We start from the raw sequence: 23,067 nt of genomic DNA on the forward strand, positions 1-23,067 counted from the left end.
AGAGAGCGCGAGAATTTTGTCAAATAGTTTCCAGAAAAAATTGAATCAGAACAACTATCCGATCCCCAGCCGGGAAGAAATCCTGGGCGTGCTGAGAACGTCGGGATCTCCGCAGTCGGCAGGCGATATCGCCAAGGCCCTGTCGGTCACGCGCAAGGAGCATGACGGCTTCCAGAAGCGCCTGGCAGCGATGGAACGCGACGGCCAGATCGAACTGAACCGCAAGGGCCGCTATGAACTGGCCCACCAGCCCAACTTCGTCACCGGCCGCGTGCAGGGCCATCGCGACGGCTTCGGCTTCCTGATCCGCGACGATGGCGAAGACGATATCTTCCTGCCCGAGCGCGAGCTGCAGAAGGCCATGCACAACGACCGCGCGCAAGTGCGCGTGGTGGGCTACGACCGCCGCGGCCGGCCCGAGGGCCAGATCGTCGAGATCATCGAGCGCGCCAACCGCTACGTGATCGGACGGCTGCTGAGCGAGGGCGGCGTGCTGGTGGTCGCGCCGGAGGACAAGCGCATCAGCCAGGACATCCTGATTCCGCCCAAGGCGCAGGGCAAGGCGCGCGTGGGGCAGGTGGTCAGCGTCGAGCTGATCGAATATCCCGACCGCTATGTGCAGCCGGTGGGCCGCGTGGTGGAAATCCTCGGCGAGATCGACGATCCCGGCATGGAGATCGAGATCGCGGTGCGCAAGTATGGCGTGCCGCACGCCTTCTCCCCGGCGGCGGCCAAGGAAGCCGCCGCATTGCCGGACGAGGTGCGCCAGGCCGACCTGGACCACCGCATCGACCTGCGTGACATCCCGTTGGTGACCATCGACGGCGAAGACGCGCGCGACTTCGACGACGCGGTCTATTGCGAGCCGGTCAAGATCGGCCGTGCGAAAGGCTGGCGCCTGATCGTGGCGATCGCCGATGTGTCGCATTACGTGCGCCCCGGCGCGTCGCTGGATGCCGATGCGCTGGACCGCGCCACTTCTGTCTACTTCCCCCGCCGCGTGATTCCGATGCTGCCGGAGAAGCTGTCCAACGGACTGTGCTCGCTCAATCCCAACGTCGACCGGCTGTGCATGGTCTGCGATGCGGTGCTCACCGCCAAGGGCGAACTCAAGGGCTACCAGTTCTATCCCGCGGTGATGCACTCGACCGCGCGCCTGACCTACAACGAGGTCTGGTCGGTCCTGTCCAACACCAAGGGTCCCGAGGCACACAAGCGTGCCGAGCTGGTGCCGCACCTGCAGAACCTGTACGAGCTGTTCCAGGTCCTGCTCAAGGCGCGGCGCGAGCGTGGCGCGATCGACTTCGACACCACCGAGACCTATATCGTCTGCAATGCGCAGGGCAAGATCGAGCAGATCCTGCCGCGCACCCGCAACGATGCGCACCGGCTGATCGAGGAATGCATGCTGACCGCCAACGTGTGCGCGGCGGATTTCCTCGAGCGCTTCAAGCACCCGGCGCTGTACCGCATCCACGCCGGCCCCAGCGAAGAGAAGCTGAAGAACCTGCGCGAGTTCCTGAAGACCGCCGGCCTGTCGCTGGGCGGCGGCGACAAGCCGCAGGCGTCCGACTATGCCGAGGTGATGGACAAGATCAAGTCCCGCCCCGATGCGCCGATGCTGCAGACGATGCTGCTGCGCTCGATGCAGCAGGCCGTCTACAGCCCCGACAACATCGGCCACTTCGGCCTGGCGTACGGGGCCTATGCGCACTTCACCAGCCCGATCCGCCGCTATCCCGACCTGCTGGTGCACCGCGCGATCAAGGCCGTGCTTGCGCACACCAAGTACCAGCCGGCCTTTGCGCACGGTACCGAGCTGAACACCGCGATCTCGCCCAAGGCGCGCCGCCTGCAGGCCAAGGACGCCGAGCAGAAGGCGGAACTGGCCGCCGCGCGCGCCAGGCGCAACGAGGCGATCTGGGACGAGCTTGGCCTGCATTGCTCGGCCAACGAGCGCCGCGCCGACGAAGCGTCGCGCGATGTCGAGGCCTGGCTCAAGTGCTACTTCATGCGCGACAAGCTGGGCAGCGATTTTGCCGGCACCGTCAGCGCCGTGACGTCGTTTGGCATCTTCGTGCAGCTCGACGAACTATATGTCGAGGGGCTGGTGCACGTGACCGAACTGGGCAGCGATTACTTCCAGTACGACGAGGCCCGCAATGAACTGCGTGGCGAGCGCACCGGCATCCGTTATCGCCTGACCGACCGCGTGCGCGTGCAGGTCTCGCGTGTGGACCTCGATGCACGCAAGATCGATTTCCGCCTCGTGCAGGAGCCATCGGCCAAGACATTGCGCGCGCGCGCAACGGGCACCGACACCCAGCCGCGCGTTCCGGCCGCCCATGCGGTGCCGGCGCGCAAGAAGGGCCGCCAGCTGGCGGCGCTGCTGGGCGGATCGTCCAAGCCGGAGGAGTCGTTCGACGAGACGCTCGACCGCGTGATCGAGGAGCAGCCGGTGTTCGAAGCGGTGATCACGCCGCTCAAGCCACACATCGGTACTGGCGGCAAGCCGGCCAAGCGCGCGGCCAAGCCCAAGCCCGCGCACCTGGAGAAGCCGCGCAAGCCGGCTTCGAAGTCACGTCCTGCCAAAACGGCCGGCAAGTCCGCCGCCAAGCGCACGCCGCGCAAGCGTTAAGGCACGTCAGGCCTGGTTAAGGCTAACCGCTGTCCCCGCTGCGCGGGGACAGCGCCCGGGCGAGTACAATCGCGCCCATGGCTAAACAAAAACTCCTGATCGGCTTCCACGCCGTGACCGCGCGCCTGCGGCAAGATCCCAAGGGCGTGTCGGATATCTACATCGAATCCGCCCGCCGCGACCGGCGCATGCAAGACTTCGTGCGCCTGGCCGAAAGCCTGGGCGTGCGCCTGCATCCGGTCGACGCCGAGCGCCTGCGCGGCATGGCGGGCACCGACCGGCACCAGGGCGTGGTCGCGCGGGCCGAAGACGTTGCCCTCGCGCTGAACCTGGACGAACTGCTGGATGGCATCGAAGGCACGCCGCTGCTGCTGGTGCTCGACGGCGTCACCGATCCCCACAACCTGGGTGCCTGCCTGCGCGTGGCCGATGGCGCCGGCGCGCACGCGGTGATCGCGCCCAAGGACCGCAGCGTCGGCCTCAATGCAACCGTGGCCAAGGTGGCCAGCGGCGCGGCCGAGACCGTGCCGTATATCACCGTGACCAACCTGGCGCGCACGCTGCGCGAGCTGCAGGAACGCGGCATCTGGGTGATCGGAACCGCCGACGGTACCGAGAAATCCCTCTACGACATCGACTTCAAGGGCCCGACCGCGATCGTGATGGGCGCCGAAGGGGAGGGCATGCGCCGCCTGACGCGCGAGACCTGCGACGAACTGGTCGGCATCCCGATGGCCGGCGGTGTCGAGAGCCTCAACGTCTCGGTGGCCAGCGGCGTCTGCCTGTACGAGGCGGTGCGCCAGCGGCGCGTGCCGCGCTGACGCCATGGTGGCCGATCCGCTGCGCCCCACCTCTGAGCCCTGGCCCGGGATGGAAGAGGCGAGTCGGCTGATAGCGCAGGCGCGCAGCATCTTCGTGCTGACCGGCGCCGGTATTTCGGCCGAGTCGGGCGTGCCGACCTTCCGCGATGCGATGACTGGCCTGTGGGAACGGTTCAATCCGGAGGAACTGGCCAGCGAAGAGGCCTACCGGCGCCAGCCCGAACTGGTGTGGGAGTGGTATCTGCACCGGCGCGCGCTGGTCGCGGGCGCGCATCCCAATCCGGCGCACCACGCGCTGGTGGCGCTGGCCGTGCAAAAGCGTGTCACGCTGGTGACGCAGAATGTCGACGGCCTGCACCAGCGTGCCGGCAGCCAGCATGTGATCGAGCTGCATGGCAACCTGTTCGCCAACAAATGGCTGGAGGGGTGCGGACGCTGCGACGAAGCCAGCGCGTTGCCCGGCATGCCGCCGCGCTGCCACTTGTGCGGGGCGCTGATGCGCCCGGGGGTGGTGTGGTTCGGCGAAGACCTGCCGCGCGTGGCGCGCTTTCGTGCCGAGCATGCGGCGCAGACCTCGGACCTGTGCCTGGTAGTGGGAACGTCGGGACTGGTCTATCCCGCTGCCGCGCTGCCGGCGCTGGCGAAGGAGCACGGCGCGCCCGTCATCGTGATCAACCCGCTGCCGTCCGCGCTGGACCAGACCGCGGACCTCGTGGTGCAGGCAGCGGCAGGCGCCTGCCTGCCGCTGCTGTGGCCGCAGCCGGGCGTGGAGCCCGACTGAGCGCGACTGAGCCGGCCCTGCCGGCTTATCTGCCGACTTAACTGGCGCTTATTTGGCAATCTCGCCGATCAGCTTTTCCAGCTTGACCGCATCCGCCGCGAACAGCCGGATGCCTTCGGCCAGCTTCTCGGTGGCCATCGCGTCTTCATTCAGCTGCCAGCGGAACGATGCCTCGTCCGCCGCGATGCGGGCGATATTGGCGGCCTGGGCCTGGTCGACCGACAGCTTGCGCTCGGACGCACCCTGGCCGGCGGCCAGTTGCTCCAGCAGTTCCGGGCTGATGGTCAGCAGGTCGCAGCCGGCCAGCGACAGGATCTGCGCGGTGCTGCGGAAGCTGGCGCCCATCACCTCGGTCGGATAGCCGAACTTCTTGTAGTAGTCATAGATCTGGCGCACCGAGCGCACGCCGGGATCGTTGTCGCCGCCGTTGGCGACCGGGTCCCACTGCTCGCCGGCCTGCTTCTTGTACCAGTCGAAGATGCGCCCGACGAAGGGCGAGATCAGCTGCGCGCCGGCCTCGGCGCAGGCCACGGCTTGCACGAGCGAGAACAGCAGCGTCATGTTGCAGCGGATGCCGTCGCGCTGCAGGATCTCGGCCGCGCGGATGCCTTCCCAGGTCGACGCGATCTTGATCAGCACGCGCTCGCGCGCGATGCCGCGCTGCTCGTACAGCTGGATCAGGTGGCGGGCCTTGTTGACGGTGGCGGTCGTGTCGAACGACAGGCGCGCGTCGACTTCGGTCGAGACGCGGCCCGGCACGATCGCCAGGATCTCGCAGCCGAAGGCGATCAGCACCTCGTCCATCACCGCATCGACGCCGCCGTTGCCGTGGTGGTCTTGCACCGCCTTCTCCAGCAGGTGCCGGTATTCGGGCTTCTGCACGGCCTTCAGGATCAGCGAGGGGTTGGTGGTCGCGTCCTGCGGGGTGTATTGCTTCATCAGCTGGAAGTCGCCGGTGTCGGCCACTACCGTGGTGAACTGCCTGAGTTGTTCGAGCTGGTTCATGTCGCTTAGTCGTTGGTGCTGAATTGGCGCTGAATCGTTGGCGATTCGGTTTGCGGTGGCGGGGCGGCAAGCGCTTGCCCCGGCTGATCCATTGTACCGCCGGTGGCGGGGTATGCCGCTCAATCCGCTACACTATGCGTTTCCCCAACGCAATCTGGCTGTTGTCATGACTCAGGACGAACTCAAGGCGCTGGTGGCGCAGGCCGCCGCCGACTATGTGAAGCAGGAAGTTCCCGAAGGCGCCGTGCTGGGCGTGGGCACCGGCTCCACCGCCAACCTCTTCATTGACGCCGTGGCGGCGTTCAAGGAGCGCTTCGCGGGTGCCGTGTCGAGCTCAGAGGCTTCCACGCGCCGCCTGCAGCAGCACGGGTTCAAGGTGCTGGACCTGAACGAAGTCGACGAGATTCCGGTGTACGTCGACGGCGCCGACGAGATCGATGCCAGCGGCGCCATGATCAAGGGCGGTGGCGGCGCGCTGACGCGCGAGAAGATTGTTGCCTCGGTGGCGAAGCGTTTTGTCTGCATCGCCGACGGCAGCAAGCTGGTTGGTACCATGGGCGCCTTCCCGCTGCCAGTCGAGGTGATCCCGATGGCACGTGCGGCGGTCGCGCGCAAGCTGCAGGCGCTGGGCGGCCAGCCGAAGCTGCGCATGACCAAGGAAGGCGGCATCTACAAGACCGACAACGGCAATGTGATCCTGGACGTCGCCGGCCTGAAGATCGACGATCCGCGCGGGCTCGAGCAAACCGTCAATCAGGTGCCGGGCGTGGTGACGGTGGGCCTGTTCGCGCTGCGTGGCGCGGACGTGCTGCTGCTTGGCACCGGCGACGGTGTGCAGCGCACGGACTACTGATCCGATGCATAGGTCAGTCGGCCGTTAAGCGGTAGTCGATCGGCCAGCAGTCGATCGGCCAGCAAAAAGGGGTGCCTCGGGCACCCCTTCGTCGTTTGACGCGGTCCGGGAATCAGGACTGCGGCGGCACGTAGCCCTGCGCCTGATCGGCGCCTTCGCCGAAGAAGTACTTTTCGGTCTGCTTGATCAGGTACTGGCGTGCGCGCGTGTCGGCCATATTCAGGCGGTTCTCGTTGATCAGCATGGTCTGGTGCTTGAGCCAGCCGGCCCATGCTTCCTTCGACACGCTCTGCCAGATCTTCTTGCCCAGTTCGCCGGGCAGCGGCGGGAAGTCGAGGCCTTCGGCTTCCTTGTTCAGCTTGATGCAATGGACCATGCGGGCCATGGGGGACTCCTTGTTCGTTCGTTAGACTGGGCTAGAGGGCGCTGGCGCTATTGTAGCCAAGCAGGGCGGCTGGCCGCGGCGCGGCGGCCATTGACCCTACGCCGTCACAGTTTTTTCATCAGCACCATCGACTTGCGCTGCCAGTTATAGAGCTTGCGCTTGTCTTCGGGCAGGTCGTCCACCGTGGCGTGGACGAAGCCGCGCTTGAGGAACCAGTGCTCGGTGCGCGTGGTGAGCACGAACAGCTTGTCCAGGCCCAGCGTGCGCGCGCGACGCTCGATGCGCTTGAGCAGGCGCTCGCCATCACCGGTGCCCTGGGCCTCGGCGGAGACCGTCAGGCAGGCCATTTCCCCCATGTTCTCGCGCGGGTAGTCATAGAGCGCGGCACAGCCGAACAGCACGCCATCGTGCTCGATCACCGAGAAGTTGGCGATATCGCGCTCGATCAGGTGGCGTCCGCGCGGCACCAGCGTGCCGTCCGCTTCCAGCGGCGCGATCAGCTGCAGGATGCCGCCAACGTCGTCCAGCGTGGCTTCGCGCAGGCTTTCGAGGTCGGTATCGGAAAGCATGGTGCCGACACCGTCGTGCAGGAACAGTTCCAACAGCACCGAGCCGTCCAGCGCATAGGGAATCAGGTGCGCGCGCGGCACGCCGCCCTTGAGCGCCTTGACCAGGTGGCGCAGGTAGTCGGCCACGTCGGGCGGCAGGTGGTTGTTCTGCAGGCGCTCCACGGCCGTGCGCAGCGACATTTCCGGCATCAGCTTGCCGACCGGGTCGGGCACGCCCGGCACCTCGGTGATGAAGATCAGCTTGTCGGCCTTGAGCGCGGTGGCGGTGGCGCTGGCCACGTCCTCCATCGACAGGTTGAAGGCCTGGCCGGTCGGAGAGAAGCCCAGCGGCGACAGCAGTACCACCTTGCCATGCGACAGCGACATGCGCACCGACTCGGCATCGATCTTGCGCACCAGCCCGGTGTGCTGGTAGTCGGTGCCGTTGACGATGCCGACCGGGCGCGCCGTGACGAAGTTGCCGGAAATCACGGACAGCTGCGCGCCGGCCATCGGCGTATTGGGCAAGCCCTGGCTGAATGCGGCCTCGATATCGAGCCGCAGCTCGCCGGCGGCTTCCTTGGCACATTCGAGCGCGGCGTTGTCGGTGATGCGCACGCCGTCGACGAATTGCGACTCGACATGGCGCAGCGCCAGTTGCTCTTCCACCTGCGGGCGCGAGCCATGCACCAGCACGATCTGCATGCCCATCGCATGCAGCAGCGCCACGTCGTTGACCAGCGCATTGAGCACGCCCGACTTGACCAGTTCGCCCGCGAAGGCGATCACGAAGGTCTTGCCGCGGAAGGCATGGATATATGGCGCCACCATGCGCAGCCAGTCGACGAACTGCTGGTGGTCGGGGCCGCCGCGTTCGATGGTGTCGGCGGCCACCGGCACCGGCGCGGTGGCGGGCGCGGTGGAAATCGGGGCGGGCGGTGGGAGTTCGGCCGTGGCGGGCGGCTCCGCCGCCGTGGCGGCTGCCGTGTCGGTAGAGGTCGCCGGCTGCGGCGTATCGGTTCTGGCGTTCATCCCGCGGATTATAATCCCGGCCAATGTCAGAACAACGCCCCTTCAAGGCTGCAAAGCCCGTCAGGCCAGGTCAACCCGCCGCCCCGCAGACGCCGGCCGGTGCCGGCCAGTCCACGCCATCCCATCCGTCCCGCCCGCCCAAAGGGCAGACCCCAGGCCAGGCCCCGGGGCAGCCCCGAGGACAGGCCCAGCGCCCGGCCAGGCCGCCCGCCGGACGCCCGGAGCCCGCTGCCGCCCGCCCGGCCGGCGAACCCGGCCAGCGCCAGCCGCGCGGCCCGCGCCAGGAGCGCCCGCCGCGCCCGCCACGGGTGGTCAATCCGCTGCCCTCGATCACGTTCCCCGAGGCCCTGCCGGTCTCGGCCCGCCGCGACGAGATCGCCGCCGCGCTGCTGGCCAGCCAGGTCGTGATCGTGTCGGGCGAGACCGGCTCGGGCAAGACCACGCAGCTGCCGAAGATCTGCCTGTCGATCGGGCGCGGTCCGGGGCGCGAGGGTGGGGGGCTGATCGGCCACACCCAGCCGCGCCGCATCGCCGCGACCTCCACCGCCAAGCGCATCGCGCAGGAGCTGGGGTCGCCGGTGGGCGAGCATGTCGGCTACCAGGTGCGCTTCAACGACACCATGTCGGCGGGCGCGTCGGTCAAGCTGATGACCGACGGCATCCTGCTGGCCGAGACACAGAACGACCCGCTGCTGCGCGCTTACGACACCCTCATCATCGACGAGGCGCACGAGCGCAGCCTGAACATCGACTTCCTGATCGGCTACCTGCGCCAGATCCTGCCGAAGCGGCCCGACCTGAAGGTGATCATCACCTCGGCCACCATCGATGCGCAGCGCTTTGCCGAGCATTTCACGCTCAACGGCAAGCCAGCGCCGGTGATCGAGGTCAGCGGCCGGCTGTATCCGGTGGAAGTGCGCTACCGCCCGATCACCGACGACGCGCCGCCGGGCGCCGCGCCGCGCAGCGCGCAGGCGCGCGAGCGCGACCTCTACGACGGCATTGTCGATGCCGTTGACGAGCTGTGCCGCGTCGGCCAGGGCGACGTGCTGGTGTTCCTGCCGGGCGAACGCGAGATCCGCGAGGCTGCCGAGGCACTGCGCAAGCACCATCCGCCGCATACCGAGATCCTGCCGCTGTTCGCGCGGCTGTCGGTGCAGGAGCAGGAGCGGGTATTCAAGCCGTCCAACGCGCGCCGCATCGTGCTGGCGACCAACGTCGCCGAGACCTCGCTGACGGTGCCGGGCATCCGCTACGTGGTCGATACCGGGATGGCCCGCGTCAAGCGATACTCCTATCGCAACAAGGTCGAGCAGCTGCAGGTCGAGTCGATCTCGCAGGCAGCCGCCAACCAGCGCGCCGGCCGTTGCGGCCGCGTGGCCAACGGCGTGTGCATCCGGCTATACGAAGAGTCGGATTTCACCGGTCGGCCGCGCTTCACCGACCCCGAGATCCTGCGTTCGTCGCTGGCGGCGGTGATCCTGCGCATGAAGGCGCTGCGGCTGACCGACATCGAATCGTTCCCGTTTATCGAACCGCCGCTGGGCCGCGCCGTCGCCGACGGCTACCAGCTGCTGCAGGAACTGGGCGCGGTCGATGACGCCAACCAGCTCACGCCGACGGGGCGGCAGCTGGCCAAGCTGCCGCTCGATCCACGCGTGGGCCGCATGATCCTGGCCGCGCGCCAGCACCAGTGCCTGCGCGAGGTGCTGGTCATCGCCAGCGCGCTGTCGGTGCAGGACCCGCGTGACCGCCCGCAGGAGGCGCAGGAAGCCGCAGACCAGGCGCATCGCAAGTTCATGGACGAGAGGTCCGAGTTCCTGGGCTGGGTCAAGCTGTGGAAGTGGTTCGAGGACGCGGTAACGCACAAGAAGTCGAACCGCCAGTTGCAGGACCAGTGCCGCGCCAGCTTCCTGTCGCACCTGCGCCTGCGCGAATGGCGCGACGTCCATTCGCAGCTGCTGACCACGGTGGCCGAGCAGGGCTGGCGCCTGAACGAGAGCGAGCCGACCTACGAGCAGGTGCACAAGGCGCTGCTTACCGGCCTGCTCGGCAACGTCGGCGTGCGCATCGAGGATGGCGACGGCAAGGGCCGCGAGTACCTGGGCGCGCGCGGCATCAAGTTCCACCTGTGGCCGGGTTCGCTGATCGCGCGCAAGGTCGGCCGCTGGATCGTGGCGGCCGAGCTGGTCGAGACCAGCCGCCTGTTCGCGCGCACGCTGGCGCGCATTGAGCCGGAGTGGCTGGAGCAGATCGGCGGGCACCTGCTCAAGGTGAGCTGGAGCGATCCGCACTGGGAAAAGAAGGCCGGCCAGGTGCTGGCGCTCGAACGGGCCACGCTGTACGGCCTGGTGGTCTACCAGCACCGCCGTGTCCACTACGGTCCGATGAACCCGCAGGAAGCGCGCGAGCTCTTTATCCGCCGCGCGCTGGTCGAGGGCGAATTCGATACGCGCCTGCCATTCTTCGCGCACAACCAGCGCCTGGTGCGGGAGATCGAAAACCTGGAGCACAAGTCGCGCCGGCAGGACGTGCTGGTCGACGACGAGCTGATCTACGCCTTCTATGATCGCGCCATCCCGGCCGAGATCAACCAGCAAACAACCTTCGAGCAGTGGTACCAGGCCGAAAGCGCCAAGGACCGCAAGCTGCTCTACCTGAACCGCGACGAGCTGATGCGGCATGAGGCGGCCGGCATCACCACCGACCTGTTCCCCAAGACCATGAACGTGGCCGGGGTGGACATGGGGCTGACCTACCACTTCGAGCCGGGCAGCCACCGCGACGGTGTGACGCTGACCGTGCCGCTGTACGCGCTCAACCAGGTGCGGCAGGAGCGCGCCGACTGGCTGGTGCCGGGCATGATCAAGGAGAAGGTCCACCTGCTGCTGAAGTCATTGCCGCAGAAGCTGCGCCGCCATTGCGTGCCGTTGCCGGACTTTGCGGCCGGCTTTGTCTCGCGCCAGCCGTTCGGCGAGGGCGAGCTGCTGGACGTGCTGATCGCTGATATCCGCGAGCAGACCGGCACCATGGTCAAGCGCGCCGACTTCAAGCTGGAAACGCTGCCGGCGCACCACGCGATGAACTTCAAGGTCATCGACGAGCACGGCCGCCAGCTCGACATGGGCCGCAACCTGGCGCAACTGCGCGCCGAGCTGGGCGGCCAGGCTCAGCAGTCGTTCCAGCGCGTTGCGGCGCAGGCGGCCGCGCAAGCCGGCTCGCCCGACCAGGCCGCGCAGCTGCCGGCCGCAGAGCCTGGCCAGTATGAGAACCTGACCGGCTGGACCTTCGGCGAACTGCCGGAGCTGCTTGAGATCCGCAAGGGCAGCCAGACGCTGTTCGGCTACCCGGCGCTGGTCGACCGCGGCACGCACTGCGACGTCGAGGTCTTCGACGATCCGCAGGAAGCCGCGCGCATCCACCACCTGGGGCTGCGCCGGCTGTTCGCGCTGCAGCTGCGCGAACAGGTCAAGTTCATCGAAAAGAACATACCCGGGCTGCAGCAGATGGCGATGCAGTACATGACGCTGGGTACGCAGGAAATGCTGCGCGACCAGATCGTGATGCTGGCGCTGGAACGCGCCTGCATGCAGGCGCCGCTGCCGCGCAATGAGGCCGAGTTCAACGCCCGCAAGGACGAAGGCCGCACGCGGCTGTCGCTGCTGGCGCAGGAGATTGCACGGCTGGCCGGCGCGATCCTTGCCGAATACGCCGGGCTGTCGCGCAAGCTGCTGCAGGCCAAGCCGTTCGCGGCAGCCTACGCCGACATGGAAGGCCAGCTTGGCCGGGTGATGAGCAAGCGCTTTATCGACGAGACCCCGTACACGCAGCTGGTCCACTTCCCGCGTTACCTGAAGGGCATCGCCATGCGCATCGACAAGCTCAAGGGCGATCCGGCGCGCGATACCCAGCGCATCCAGGAGATGGCGCCGCTGTTGCAGCAATGGCAGCGCGCCGAAAAGCAGCTGCGCACGCAAGGGCGGGGCGGGGAGGACGCGCGGCTGGAAGAATTCCGCTGGATGCTGGAGGAACTCCGCATCGCCCTGTTCGCGCAGGAGCTGCGCACCCCCGTGCCGATGTCGGTGAAGCGGCTGCAGAAGGTGTGGGAATCGATGCAGCGCTGAGGCGCGAGCGCCCGTACGGCCCGAATGGTCGTGCCGGCGCAACAATCTGCCAAATTCTTCTCCGCCGTCAGCCGAGACGTCATCGGAATTAGCCGCCCAAACGTTAGAATCGCCGATTCAGTTCTTTCTTGTAGCGGGTCTTATGTTCGCATTGCGTCGGTGGGTGGCTGGTGGGATCACGGTGGGCGCGCTCGCGCTGGGCCTGATGGCCGCGCCGGCATCGGCGGAAGTGGTGGTGATCCTTAATTCGGGTGATGCAACCGTCACGCTGATCGACAAGGACACGCAGAAGGTGCTGGAGACCTTCCCGATTGGCAAGGAGCCGCACCACCTGATCGCGACGCCCGACGACAAGTCGCTGATCATCGCCAACGCGGTCGGCAACGACCTGGTGTTCCTGGACCCGGTAACCGGCAAGGTGCAGCAGCGCATGCCCAATATCGACGACCCCTACCAGATCGGCTTCTCGCCCGACCAGAAGTGGTTCGTCGCCACCGGCAACCGGCTCGACCGCGTCGATGTCTACCGCTGGGACGGCAAGGCGCTGAAGCTGGCCAAGCAATACCCGCTGGCCAAGACCCCCAGCCATATCGCGTTCACCGCCGACAGCCGCATCGCCTTTATCACGCTGCAGGACTCCAACGAGGTCGCCGCGATCGACCTGATCACGCAGAACGTGTTGTGGCGCATGGAGACTGGCTCCGCGCCGGCCGGCATCTGGGTCACGCCGGACCAGAAATACCTGCTGGTCGGCATGACGGGCGCGGACTACGTTGCCGTGATCGACTGGCGCACCCGCGCGGTGGTCAAGCAGATCCAGACGGGCAAGGGCGCGCACAACTTCCGCGCGGTGGGAGACAGGCGCCACCTGTTCCTGAGCAACCGCGTGACCGGCAGCATCAGCATCATCGACCAGCAGACGCTGGCCAAGATCGGCGACATCACGGGCCTGCCGCCGGGCCCTGACGACATGGAACTGACCTCCGACGGCAAGACGCTGTGGGTGACGTTCCGCTGGGCGCGCGCGGTCGGGCTGGTCGACGTGCCGAGCCGCAAGCTGGTCAAGACCGTGCGCGTTGGCCGCTCGCCGCACGGCATCTATTTCCGCACGCGCGCGCCGCTGTACTGAACCGGGCGGGGCAGGACCAATGCGCGATACCAGGGCTTCGCGATTCCGAGGATTCGTACGATTCGGCAGGATGCTGGCTGGGCTCGCGCTTGCCTGCGCCTTGCCCTCCGCGCTGCATGCGGCGGATGCCACCGGGGCGGCTGCGAAAGCCTGCCCGGCCGGCACGCTCTACCTGACCTTCGATACCGGCAGCATGAGCCAGGCGCAGCTGATCGCCGACACGCTGCGCCGGCACAAGATCCGTGCGACCTTCTTCCTGGCCAATGAACCGACGGTGCGGCAGGACAGTTCGCTCGACCGCTCCTGGGCGCCATACTGGAAGGCGCTGGCCGGGGACGGCCATGCCTTTGGCACGCATACTTTCGACCATGTCTACCTGCGCGGCGTGCGTGCCGGGCAGGTGACCATGCGGCCGCAGTTCGGTGCGCAGGCGGGCAAGGACACCGTGATGGATGCTGCCGGTTTCTGCAGCGAACTGCGTCGCAGCGCCGACGCTCTCCGCGACATGACCGGTGCCGAGATGATGCCGCTCTGGCGCGCCCCGGGCGGCCGCACCGCGCCACAGACGCTGCAATGGGCCGAGCAGTGCGGCTTCCGCCACGTCGGCTGGGCGCCGGCCGGTTTCCTGGGCGATGAGCTGGCGTCGGATCGCTACCCGAATGCAATGCTGCTCGAGCGAGCGCTCGGCAAGCTGCGCGATGGCGACATCACCATGGCGCACCTGGGCATCTGGTCGCGCAAGGATCCGTGGGCGCCGGGCGTGCTGGAGCCGCTGCTGTCCGGGCTGGAGCGCAAGGGCTTCTGCTTCGCGACGCTGCGCGAGCATCCGGCCTACCGCGACTGGATCGCCCGGCATGCCAGCGGACAACAGGAGGGCAGGCGGTAATGTGGGAGTCGCTCAACGGCTGGATCGGGCAGGTCGAAGGCACGCTGTTCCAGGACGTGGTGCTGCCTGTGGTCTATGACCTGGGCTTCGGCCGCTATGCCGAAGAGGCCTTCACCGGCACCGAATGGCTGCTGGTGGGGCTGGTGCAGATCGCCGTGATGTTCCTGATCCTGGGTCCGCTGGAAAAATGGCGTCCGGTCGAGCCGGTGGCGGACCGCGCCGCGATCCGCACCGACATGGTCTACACGGCGATCCACCGCCTCGGGCTGTTCCGGCTCGCCATGTTCTTCCTGCTGGCGCCGCTGACCGACTCGCTCGAAGGGCACCTGCGGCTGATGGGCTGGCACCGCATCAACGTCGAGGACTGGTGGCCGGGCGTGACTTCGGTGCCGCTGGTCAGCTTCTTCGTCTACCTGCTGCTGTTCGACCTGCTCGATTACTGGTATCACCGCCTGTCGCATACGTTCCGCTGGTGGTGGCACCTGCACGCGGTGCACCACAGCCAGCGCCAGATGACACTCTGGAGCGACAACCGCAACCACCTGCTGGACGACATGCTGCGCGACCTGGTGTTCGCGCTGGTGGCGCTGGGCGTCGGCGTCGAGCCCTCGCAATATGTGCTGCTGGTGGCGCTGTCGCAGTTGCTGCAGAGCCTGCAGCATGCCAACCTGCGGCTGCATTTCGGCAACATCGGCGAACGCCTGCTGATCTCGCCGCGTTTTCATCGCACCCATCATGCCGTTGGCATCGGCCATGAGGCCGACGGTGCCCCGGCGCGGCTGGGCGGCTGCAATTACGGGGTGATCTTCCCATGGTGGGACATGCTGTTCGGCACCGCGGTCTTTGCCGAAAGCTACCACCCCACCGGTATCCGCGACCAGCTGCCGCCGCCGCTGGGCAAGGGCCACGACTACGGCACGGGCTTTCTCGCCCACCAGTGGTACGGCATCAAGCGCCTGCTGCGGCTGCGCTGAAGCGATCCTCTACCGCCCCCGCCGCAGTCCGCGCGGCGGGGGCAAGTGGCGTATGCTAGTGTTCCGGTTTGCCGCCGGCACCGGCGCCGGCTCCAACGCCGGCTGTATTCGCCTTCCACCGCATAAACGCCGAGTCCACGCTCGGACCCACGCTGCATGAACGATATCTTCCGCTCGTTTGGCCGCGCGCTTGTCAGCCAGCTGCATCCGCGCATGCTGCTGCTGACCGTGCTGCCTTTCGTCCTGTCCACGCTCTTCTGGGGCGGGCTGCTCTGGTGGGGCTGGGATCCCATCATGACCGCCACGCGCGGTTTCCTCGAAGCCTCGGTGCTGACCAGCTGGATCTACAGCGCACTGGACTGGCTCAGCCTGCAATCGATGCGCGCGGTGGTGGCGCCGCTGTTCGTTGCCGCGCTGGCGGTCCCGCTGGTGATCGCATCGATGCTGATGTTTATCGGCGTGTTCTCGGTGCCGGCGGTGGTGCGCCACCTGGAGCGCAGCTACCCGGACCTGGCCAAGTCTCACGGCGGTAGCTTGCTCGGCAGCGTGTTCCAGTCGCTCGCCAGCACCGTCGTGTTCCTGTTGCTGGTGCTGGTGACGCTGCCGCTGTGGCTGGTGCCACCGTTCTTCGCGCTGATCCCGCCGGTGCTCTGGGGCTGGCTGACCTACCGGGTGATGACCTATGACGCGCTGTCCGACCATGCCAGCGCGGAAGAACGCAAGACGCTGATGCGGCGTCACCGCACGCCGCTGCTGGTGATCGGCGTGGCCGTGGGTCTGCTGGGCTCGGCGCCCACGCTGCTGTGGGTGTCGTCCGCGGCGGTGATCTTCCTGTTCCCGTTCGTGCTGGCCGGCATGCTATGGCTGTACGTGCTGATTTTTATCTTTTCGGCACTGTGGTTCGGCCATTTCTGCCTGCGCGCGCTGGCGCAGCTGCGCGCTGAACGCGCCGCACCGCCGCCGGCACAGCAACCCTCCGGTCCATCCGCGGGCGGCGACATCATCGACCTGGCGCCCTCCGACGTGCGGCGCATCGAACATTCCTGAAGCGAGGGCAACATGGGTTTCGGCCTGATCATCATCGGCGACGAGATTCTGTCGGGGCGACGCGAAGACAAGCATCTGCGCCGCACCATTGAACTGCTGGGCACGCGCGGCCTGGCGCTGGACTGGGCGCAGTATGTCGGCGACGACCGCGACCGCATCACCGCCACGCTCAGGCGCACCTTTGCCGGAACTGACGTGGTGTTCTGCACCGGCGGCATCGGCGCGACGCCCGACGACCATACGCGCCAGTGCGCGGCCGCGGCGCTCGGCGTGCCGCTGCAGCTGCATCCCGAGGCGCGCGAGCAGATCGCACTGCGCATCGCGGAGACCGCCGGCGGCGATCCCGTCAAGGCCGACCTGAACCAGCCGGAAAACCAGCACCGGTTCAAGATGGGCGAATTCCCCGAAGGCGCGCGCATCATCCCCAACAGCTACAACCGCATCCCGGGCTTTTCCGTGGGACATCACCACTTCATGCCCGGCTTCCCGGTGATGGCATGGCCGATGATGGAATGGGTGCTCGACCATGCGTATGCGCACCTGTTCCACCAGGTCCAGCGCCAGGAGCGCGCCTTCTATGTGTTCGAGGCGCCCGAGTCCACGCTGACTCCGCTGATGGAGAAAGTCGAAGCCGCCTTTGCCGGCATCCGCGTGTTCAGCCTGCCTTCGGTCGGCGACGTGCAGCGCGGCGACCGCTTCGCGCGCCGGCATATCGATCTGGGGGTCAAGGGGCCAGCCGACCTGGTGGCGCCCGCCTATGCCATGCTGCTCGACGGGGTGCGCGCGATGGGGTTTGAAGTCGTCGAGCAGCCGGCGAGGGAATCCGCGCAGGCCTGAGCGTCCGCGGCGGCGGTACAAACAAGAAGGGGCAGCCAGGCTGCCCCTTTCGTCATGCTGGCGTGGTAGCGCAGGTAGCTCAGGCCCCGTGCCACGGCAGGCCGCGCACGCACCAGCCTTCGACCGTCTTGCGGTGGTGGTGCTCGTCGCGATTGCCCTCGAACCCTTCCAGCACGTCCATGGCAAAGTGGTATCCGGCTTCGGTCGCCACGCGCGCGGCGTGCTTGGAGCGGGCCGCGCTGCGGCACAGGAACAGCACCGGCACGTCGGCCGGGACGCGCGCCTTCAGTTCCTCGACGAAGCGGGAGTTCTGCGCGCCGCCCGGGTAGGACATCCATTCGACATGGGCGAACTGCGCGTCGGGCACATCGACGCCGCCAACCCAGTCCAGTTCGGCCTGCGTGCGCACGTCGACCAGCACCGCGGCAGGGTCGTTCTGCAGCAGGGCATAGGCTTCCTGCGGCGACAGCGCACCGAAGTACGGAAGCTGGTTCTGTTGCTGGCGCTGCTGGGCGGCCTGGAGGAGATCGTCTCGGGTGGTCATCTGCGTGACAAAAGAAATGGATGGAATAGTGGCGCGAAGGCCGTAACCCGGTATTCTATAGCGCCGCGACAGCGCGGCGGCCGGAACGCGCGCTAGCGCTTGCGGGATGGCGCCACGAGCGGGCAGGAAATGACCGTTTTTGGTGCCACTGCACTATATCGGTGCTATTGCGGTGCGATAACTTGCCCATTGCACTATTCTGGTGTTTTATGGGTGGGCGGCCCGCGGATGTGCATGTCGATGGTGCGCCACCCGGCCGCAGCGTGGCGCGACGATACGGTCGGTGCCTACCCGCGACGGTGCGCGGTTCGCCGGAGTTGCACAATTTTCGGGCCGGGGAGGATAGTGGGGAGCTTGCTTGGCACGCTTTCTGCTAACATTCCTCGTCCTTTCGTGGCAAGGTCGGCAAGCGCGGCAACATGTAGCGGCGGCGCCGGCGACAGGCCCAAGAATTGGCTTTCTCAGACCTCAGACATTTGCCGAATACCCAGGAGATTGGCATGGCCCACAGCGTTGCAGACGTGATGAAGCTGGTGAAGGAAAACGACGTCAAGTTCGTCGACTTCCGTTTCACCGATACCAAAGGCAAGGAGCAACACGTGTCCGTGCCCGTGTCGCACTTCGATGAAGACAAGTTTGAGAGCGGCCACGCTTTCGACGGCTCGTCGATCGCCGGCTGGAAGGGTATCGAAGCTTCGGACATGCTGCTGATGCCGGATTCGAACACTGCCCACATCGACCCGTTCTATGAAGAGCCGACGCTGGTGCTGTCGTGCGACGTGATCGAGCCGTCGGATGGCAAGGGCTATGACCGCGACCCGCGTTCGATCGCCAAGCGCGCCGAAGCCTACCTGAAGAGCACCGGCCTGGGCGACACCGCCTTCTTCGGTCCGGAACCCGAGTTCTTCATCTTCGACGGCGTGACCTGGAACGTCGACATGCAAGGCTGCTTCGTGAAGATCCATTCGGAAGAAGCCCCGTGGTCGTCGGCCAAGGAATTCGAGCACGGCAACGCCGGCCACCGTCCGGGCAAGAAGGGCGGCTATTTCCCGGTTGCCCCGATCGACACCTTCCAGGACATGCGTTCGGAAATGTGCCTGATCCTCGAATCGCTGGGCATTCCCGTTGAAGTCCACCACCACGAAGTGGCTGGCCAGGGCCAGAACGAAATCGGCACCAAGTTCAGCACGCTGGTGCAGCGCGCCGACTGGACCCAGCTGCAGAAGTATGTGATCCAGAACGTCGCCCACACCTACGGCAAGACCGCTACGTTCATGCCGAAGCCGGTCGTTGGCGACAACGGCTCGGGCATGCACGTGCACCAGTCCGTGTGGAAGGACGGCCAGAACCTGTTCGCGGGCAACGGCTACGCCGGCCTGTCGGAATTCGCGCTGTACTACATCGGCGGCATCATCAAGCACGCCCGCGCGCTGAACGCCATCACCAACCCGGGCACGAACTCGTACAAGCGCCTGGTGCCCGGTTTCGAGGCTCCGGTCAAGCTGGCCTACTCGGCCCGCAACCGTTCGGCTTCGATCCGTATCCCGTATGTGGCCAACCCGAAGGGCCGCCGCATCGAGACCCGCTTCCCGGATCCGCTGATGAACCCGTACCTGGGCTTCTCGGCGCTGCTGATGGCCGGCCTGGACGGCGTGATGAACAAGATCCACCCGGGCGAAGCCGCCGACAAGAACCTGTACGACCTGCCGCCGGAAGAGGATGCAAAGATCCCGACCGTCTGCTCGAGCCTCGACCAGTCGCTGGAGTACCTGGACAACGACCGCGAGTTCCTGACCCGCGGCGGCGTGTTCTCGAACTCGATGATCGATGCGTACATCGAACTGAAGATGGAAGAAGTCACGCGTTTCCGCATGACCACGCACCCGGTCGAGTTCGAAATGTACTACTCGCTGTAAGCGGCCCTTGCCCGGGAATGACGCAGGTTGTGACCGGGCAACAGTTGCACCAGAAAGGGGCGGCTTCGGCTGTCCCTTTTTGCTTTGCTCGCTAGAATGGGGAATCCGATCCCATCCCGATCCATCCCCTGTTCACACCTGACGCCATGTCCATGGACGCTTCTTCGCGCAATGCCGGCCGATCCGCATCGCCGCACCAATTTCGTGTTCGATTCCCTGTTCTGGTGAGTGCCGTGGCATTGACGCTGGGTGGCTGGGCCGGGCTGTCGCAGGCGCAGTCGTCTTCCGACGTCTACGTTTGCACCGGGCCCAACGGCGTCCCCGAATATCGCAATGGCAACGCCGGCAAGGGGTGCAAGAAGCTGAACCTGCCCGACGTGGTGATCGTGCCTGGCGGGCGCGTCGCGCCGGCTCTGGCCAAGGGCAGTGCGCCCGCGGCCAGCAACACCAGCTTCCCGCGCGTGGACAGTGCTACGCAGCGCAGCCGCGACAGCGAGCGCCGCACCGTACTCACGCAAGAGCTGCAGGCCGAAGAGGCCAAGCTGCAGGCGCTGCGTGTCGAATACAACAACGGCCAGCCCGAGCGCCAGGGCAACGAACGCAATTACCAGAAATACCTGGATCGCACCGCGGCGCTGCGCGACGACATCGCGCGCAGCGAGGCCAATGCGGCATCGCTGCGGCGCGAGCTTGGCAACCTGAAGGACTAAGTCTTATGCGTCGCCTGATTCGCGGTGTGTCGCGCAAGGCCGGTGATTCCGACAGCGCCCGTGGCGAGATCTCCGCGCCGGACTTCGCGCAATCGGGCGGCAGCGCCCAGGTGTTGCCCATGGGCGTGGCGGCCTTCCATGCCGGCCTCGACGTGGTGGCCAACCCGGTGCTGCTGGTGCGGCAGCCCGGCCTGCGCGTGGTCTACGCCAACCCTGCCGCCGAGGCGACCTTCGGCGTGTCGCGCCGGGGCATGGTGGAGCTGTCGCTGCCCGACCTGTTTGGCCGCTCGGATGAGTTGCACAACATGCTCGACACCGTGGTCGCGCCCCAGTTCGACGTGCGCCGCCAGGACCTTGTGCTACACCCGCCGCTGCAGGAGCCCATCCATGCGCACGTGGTGATCGCGGCGTTGGAAGCGGCGGGCGACACCGTGGTGGTGGAAATCCTCCCCAACGAACAGAAGGTGCGCAGCGATCGCGAGGAGCGCATCCTCGACCTGACCTCGGCCAACAAGGAACTGATCCGCAACCTGGCGCACGAGATCAAGAACCCGCTCGGCGGCATCCGCGGCGCCGCGCAACTGCTGGAGTTCGAACTGCCGGAGCGCTCGCTGCGCGAATACACGCAGGTCATCATCAAGGAGTCGGACCGGCTGCAGACGCTGGTGGACCGCCTGCTGGAGCCGCACCGCCATCCGCATATCGTGTCGAGCCTGAATATCCACGAGGTGCTGGAGCGGGTGCGCTCGGTGGTGCTGGCCGAGTTTCCAAACGGGCTCGAGATCGTGCGCGACTACGACGCCAGCCTGCCCGAGCTGCAGGGCGACATGGAGCAGCTGATCCAGGCGGTGCTCAACATCGTGCACAACGCCGCGCAGGCGCTGGCCGATCGCATTGCGCGCGGCGATGCGCAGATCGTGCTGCGCACGCGCGTGGCGCGCCAGGTCACCATCGCCAAGCGGCTGTTCAAGCTGGCATTGGACTTGCATGTGATCGACAACGGCCCGGGAATCCCCGAAGACATTCGCGAGCGCATTTTCTATCCACTGGTATCGGGTAGGGATGGCGGCAGCGGTCTCGGTCTCACACTCGCTCAAACCTTCGTGCAGCAGCACGAGGGCTTGATCGAATGCGAGAGCCGGCCGGGCTGTACCGACTTCCGCATCCTGCTGCCGTTGCACTAGCTGTCCGCGAGCGATCGCGCTGCAGTGCCGGGCATGCGGAAGACCAAATGACACCGAGCAGACAAGCGACGCACATGAAGCCGATCTGGATAGTCGACGACGATCAATCAATCCGCTGGGTCCTGGAAAAGGCCCTTGCCCGTGAAAGCCTGCTCTCGCGCAGCTTCACCAATGTGCGAGACGTGCTGGCCGCGCTGGAAGAAGACCAGCCGCAGGTGCTCATTTCCGATATCCGCATGCCCGGCGGCTCCGGGCTGGACCTGCTGCAGGCCATCAAGGCACGGCATCCGGGGCTGCCGGTCATCGTGATGACCGCCTACTCGGACCTGGACAGCGCCGTGGCGGCGTTCCAGGGCGGCGCCTTCGAATACCTGGCCAAGCCGTTCGATGTCGACAAGGCGGTCGAGCTGATCCGCCGCGCACTCGAAGAAAGCCTGCGCGAAGAGGAGATGGATGACCGGCTGGTCGACGCGCCCGAGATCCTGGGCCAGGCGCCTGCGATGCAGGACGTGTTCCGCGCCATCGGCCGGCTGTCGCAATCGAACGTCACGGTGATGATCACCGGCGAGTCGGGTACCGGCAAGGAGCTGGTTGCGCGCGCGCTGCACAAGCACAGCCCGCGTGCCAATGGCCCGTTCATCGCGCTCAATACCGCAGCCATTCCCAAGGACCTGCTTGAATCCGAACTGTTCGGCCACGAGCGCGGTGCCTTCACCGGCGCGCAGACCATGCGGCGCGGCCGCTTCGAGCAGGCCGAGGGCGGCACGCTGTTCCTCGATGAAATCGGCGACATGCCGTTCGACCTGCAGACCCGCCTGCTGCGCGTGCTGTCCGATGGCAATTTCTATCGCGTGGGCGGCCACAACCCTTTGCGCGCCAACGTGCGGGTCATTGCCGCCACGCACCAGAACCTGGAGCTGCGCGTCAAGGAAGGCCTGTTCCGCGAGGACTTGTTCCACCGCCTGAACGTGATCCGGCTGCGCTTGCCGCCGCTGCGCGAGCGGCCCGAGGACATCACGCTGCTGGCCCGCCATTTCCTGCAGAAGAGCGCCAAGGAACTGGGTGTCGAGCCCAAGCGCATGTCGGACGAGGCGCTGGCCTATGTCAGCACGCTGCCATTCCCCGGCAACGTGCGCCAGCTGGAGAACCTGTGCAACTGGCTGACGGTGATGGCACCGGCCCAGACCATCGAGGTCAAGGACCTGCCACGCGAGATGCTGGAGGCGGGCACCAGCGAGCCGATCAATGCGCCGCGGCCCGAGCGCATGGTCGAGGCGCGTGCGGCTGAGTACGAAACCGCTCACGAACTGGCTGACTACGGCGGGTTTGCCATGCCGGTGGCGGAGGCGGATACGGCTACCGTGGTGCGGCCGGCGCCGGCCGTCAGCGCCGCTCCGGTCGGCGCCGCCGGCTGGGAACACCTGCTGGCCGGCGAAGCGCGCGCCATGCTCGAGGCCGGGCAGCCGGAGGTCATGGATGTGCTGACACGCCGGTTCGAGAAGGCGGTGCTGGAGGCCGCGCTCGGTGTCACGCGCGGGCGCCGGGTCGAGGCCGCGACGCGGCTGGGTATCGGGCGGAACACCATTACGCGCAAGCTGCAGGAATTGGGATTCGACTGAGCGGCTGAGAGGCAACAACCAGACGGCCGGGCAA

Annotated in this window: 18 protein-coding genes; 14 read left to right on the forward strand and 4 right to left on the reverse strand. The window is 66.7% G+C overall.

The features are described from left to right. Window positions 1-40 precede the first annotated feature (40 nt). The 3 genes from rnr to K309_RS0109245 all read left to right on the forward strand — a co-directional run bounded on the left by rnr (window position 41) and on the right by K309_RS0109245 (window position 4,240). Window positions 41-2,638, forward strand: a complete 2,598-nt coding sequence (rnr, locus tag K309_RS0109235) for a ribonuclease R (RefSeq protein ID WP_029046158.1) — start codon at window positions 41-43, stop codon at window positions 2,636-2,638. Window positions 2,639-2,715: 77 nt separating this feature from the next. Beyond that, window positions 2,716-3,459, forward strand: coding sequence for a 23S rRNA (guanosine(2251)-2'-O)-methyltransferase RlmB (gene rlmB, locus K309_RS0109240; RefSeq protein WP_029046159.1), 744 nt, complete (start codon window positions 2,716-2,718; stop codon window positions 3,457-3,459). Between the two features lie 49 nt (window positions 3,460-3,508). Beyond that, complete coding sequence (locus K309_RS0109245; protein WP_035877139.1) at window positions 3,509-4,240, forward strand: SIR2 family NAD-dependent protein deacylase; 732 nt, start codon at window positions 3,509-3,511, stop codon at window positions 4,238-4,240. A gap of 48 nt (window positions 4,241-4,288) precedes the next feature. Here the strand turns inward: K309_RS0109245 and tal are convergent, their stop codons facing one another. Beyond that, the gene (gene tal, locus K309_RS0109250; RefSeq protein WP_029046161.1) at window positions 4,289-5,245 is read right to left on the reverse strand and encodes a transaldolase; all 957 of its coding nucleotides are present in this window, start codon (window positions 5,243-5,245) and stop codon (window positions 4,289-4,291) included. Between the two features lie 166 nt (window positions 5,246-5,411). On the opposite strand from tal, the gene rpiA reads away from it, so the two are divergent. After that, entirely contained in the window at window positions 5,412-6,098 is a 687-nt protein-coding gene (gene rpiA / locus K309_RS0109255) for a ribose-5-phosphate isomerase RpiA (protein WP_029046162.1), read from the forward strand. Between the two features lie 112 nt (window positions 6,099-6,210). Here rpiA and K309_RS0109260 read toward each other — a convergent pair whose 3' ends face one another. Then, window positions 6,211-6,483 (reverse strand): oxidative damage protection protein, encoded by a 273-nt coding sequence (locus K309_RS0109260; protein ID WP_029046163.1) that lies wholly within the window; start codon window positions 6,481-6,483, stop codon window positions 6,211-6,213. Window positions 6,484-6,587: 104 nt separating this feature from the next. Continuing rightward, complete coding sequence (gene argA, locus K309_RS0109265; protein ID WP_029046164.1) at window positions 6,588-8,063, reverse strand: amino-acid N-acetyltransferase; 1,476 nt, start codon at window positions 8,061-8,063, stop codon at window positions 6,588-6,590. 23 nt (window positions 8,064-8,086) lie between these two features. Here argA and hrpA point away from each other — a divergent pair, with 23 nt between their 5' ends. From hrpA to K309_RS0109295, 6 genes are all read left to right on the forward strand, one after another. Next, window positions 8,087-12,187 (forward strand): ATP-dependent RNA helicase HrpA, encoded by a 4,101-nt coding sequence (gene hrpA, locus K309_RS0109270; RefSeq protein WP_029046165.1) that lies wholly within the window; start codon window positions 8,087-8,089, stop codon window positions 12,185-12,187. Between the two features lie 142 nt (window positions 12,188-12,329). Beyond that, entirely contained in the window at window positions 12,330-13,316 is a 987-nt protein-coding gene (locus K309_RS0109275; RefSeq protein WP_029046166.1) for a YVTN family beta-propeller repeat protein, read from the forward strand. A 19-nt stretch (window positions 13,317-13,335) separates the two neighbouring features. Beyond that, window positions 13,336-14,202 carry a polysaccharide deacetylase family protein gene (locus K309_RS0109280; RefSeq protein ID WP_029046167.1) on the forward strand — a complete coding sequence of 289 codons (867 nt, stop codon included), beginning with the start codon at window positions 13,336-13,338 and terminating at the stop codon, window positions 14,200-14,202. After that, complete coding sequence (locus tag K309_RS0109285; RefSeq protein WP_029046168.1) at window positions 14,202-15,176, forward strand: sterol desaturase family protein; 975 nt, start codon at window positions 14,202-14,204, stop codon at window positions 15,174-15,176. The genes K309_RS0109280 and K309_RS0109285 overlap by 1 nt, the downstream gene beginning before the upstream one ends. Window positions 15,177-15,332: 156 nt before the next feature. After that, window positions 15,333-16,223 carry an EI24 domain-containing protein gene (locus K309_RS0109290; protein ID WP_029046169.1) on the forward strand — a complete coding sequence of 297 codons (891 nt, stop codon included), beginning with the start codon at window positions 15,333-15,335 and terminating at the stop codon, window positions 16,221-16,223. Window positions 16,224-16,235: 12 nt separating this feature from the next. Then, window positions 16,236-17,060 carry a competence/damage-inducible protein A gene (locus K309_RS0109295; RefSeq protein ID WP_029046170.1) on the forward strand — a complete coding sequence of 275 codons (825 nt, stop codon included), beginning with the start codon at window positions 16,236-16,238 and terminating at the stop codon, window positions 17,058-17,060. Between the two features lie 79 nt (window positions 17,061-17,139). Here K309_RS0109295 and K309_RS0109300 read toward each other — a convergent pair whose 3' ends face one another. Continuing rightward, window positions 17,140-17,604, reverse strand: a complete 465-nt coding sequence (locus tag K309_RS0109300; protein WP_029046171.1) for a rhodanese-like domain-containing protein — start codon at window positions 17,602-17,604, stop codon at window positions 17,140-17,142. 500 nt (window positions 17,605-18,104) lie between these two features. Between K309_RS0109300 and K309_RS0109305 the strand changes: the two genes are divergently transcribed. The 4 genes from K309_RS0109305 to ntrC all read left to right on the forward strand — a co-directional run bounded on the left by K309_RS0109305 (window position 18,105) and on the right by ntrC (window position 23,033). Beyond that, window positions 18,105-19,520: a 3-hydroxylaminophenol mutase gene (locus K309_RS0109305; RefSeq protein WP_029046172.1), complete on the forward strand. Its 1,416-nt coding sequence runs from the start codon at window positions 18,105-18,107 to the stop codon at window positions 19,518-19,520. Window positions 19,521-19,672: 152 nt separating this feature from the next. Beyond that, window positions 19,673-20,230, forward strand: a complete 558-nt coding sequence (locus K309_RS0109310; RefSeq protein WP_029046173.1) for a hypothetical protein — start codon at window positions 19,673-19,675, stop codon at window positions 20,228-20,230. A 5-nt stretch (window positions 20,231-20,235) separates the two neighbouring features. Then, window positions 20,236-21,414, forward strand: coding sequence for a nitrogen regulation protein NR(II) (glnL, locus tag K309_RS0109315; RefSeq protein WP_029046174.1), 1,179 nt, complete (start codon window positions 20,236-20,238; stop codon window positions 21,412-21,414). A gap of 74 nt (window positions 21,415-21,488) precedes the next feature. Continuing rightward, window positions 21,489-23,033 carry a nitrogen regulation protein NR(I) gene (gene ntrC / locus K309_RS0109320; protein WP_029046175.1) on the forward strand — a complete coding sequence of 515 codons (1,545 nt, stop codon included), beginning with the start codon at window positions 21,489-21,491 and terminating at the stop codon, window positions 23,031-23,033. Window positions 23,034-23,067 lie beyond the last annotated feature (34 nt).

The sequence above is a fragment of the Cupriavidus phytohabitans genome, assembly GCF_000426345.1.
GTDB lineage: Bacteria > Pseudomonadota > Gammaproteobacteria > Burkholderiales > Burkholderiaceae > Cupriavidus.